2 protein-coding genes are annotated in these 1057 nt (G+C 63.0%); both read left to right on the plus strand.

The genetic code is table 11. The annotated features are described in order from the left end of the window. Positions 1-730, plus strand: a 730-nt coding sequence (locus EB084_26360) for a MoxR family ATPase (GenBank protein ID NDD31786.1), incomplete at its 5' end; no start/stop codon positions are given. 75 nt (positions 731-805) lie between these two features. Beyond that, a partial coding sequence (locus tag EB084_26365; GenBank protein NDD31787.1) for a DUF58 domain-containing protein occupies positions 806-1057 on the plus strand: 252 nt, incomplete at its 3' end.

Below are 1057 nucleotides of genomic sequence, written 5' to 3' on the forward strand. Positions count from 1 at the left end.
AGATCTCGTGGGAACCACCATCTACAATCCCCAGAGCGGTCAGTTCTCGGTGAAGCAGGGACCGGTGTTCGCCAACCTCGTGCTGGCCGACGAGATCAATCGCGCCCCGGCCAAGGTGCAGAGCGCCCTGCTCGAAGCCATGCAGGAGAAGCAGGTCACGGTGGGCGAGCAGACCTTCTCGCTGCCCGCACCGTTTCTGGTCATGGCGACCCAGAACCCGGTCGAGCAGGAAGGCACCTATCCGCTCCCCGAGGCGCAGGTCGATCGCTTCATGCTCAAGATCAAGATCGACTACCCCACGCGTGAAGAAGAGTCTCAGATCATCGATCGCATGACGCGAGGGCACGAGCCTCGCGCCCAGGCCGTCATGGAAACCGACGACCTGGTTCGCGTGCGCAAGCTCATCCCCCAGATCTATCTCGACGAGAAGGTGAAGAACTACATCCTCGATGTGGTCTTTGCTACGCGCACGCCGGAGCGCTTCCGGCTCGATCGACTCAAGCCGCTCATCGCCTACGGGGCCTCGCCCCGCGCCAGTCTCGCCCTGGCGCAGGCGTCTCGCGCCTACGCGTTTCTGCGAGGGCGCGCCTACGTGACGCCGGACGACGTGAAATCCATCGGTTACGATGTGCTCCGCCATCGTCTTGCCACCACCTACGAAGCCGAGGCTGAGGAGATGACCTCCGAATCGATTCTTCGTCAGATCTTTGACACCATCGAGGTGCCCTGAGCCATGGCTGAGATGGAGAAGCGACCCATTGATGCGGTTGCGTCTCCTCACACGGAGTCCCCCAACCCGACGGGACTGCTGAACGAGGAGACGCGGCGAAGGATCCGACGCATCGAGATCTCCACCGCCCGGCTGGTCGAAGAGGTGTTCGCGGGCAAGTACGAGAGCCTGTTCAAAGGACAGGGCGTGGAGTTCGCCGAGGTGCGCGAGTACCTTCCCGGCGACGACGTTCGAACCATCGACTGGAACGTGACGGCGCGCACCGGTCGGCCGTTCGTGAAGAAGCACGAGGAGGAGCGCGAGCTCACCGTGCTGCTGGTGGTCGAC

Source organism: Pseudomonadota bacterium (genome assembly GCA_010028905.1).
In the GTDB taxonomy this organism is placed as follows: domain Bacteria; phylum Vulcanimicrobiota; class Xenobia; order RGZZ01; family RGZZ01; genus RGZZ01.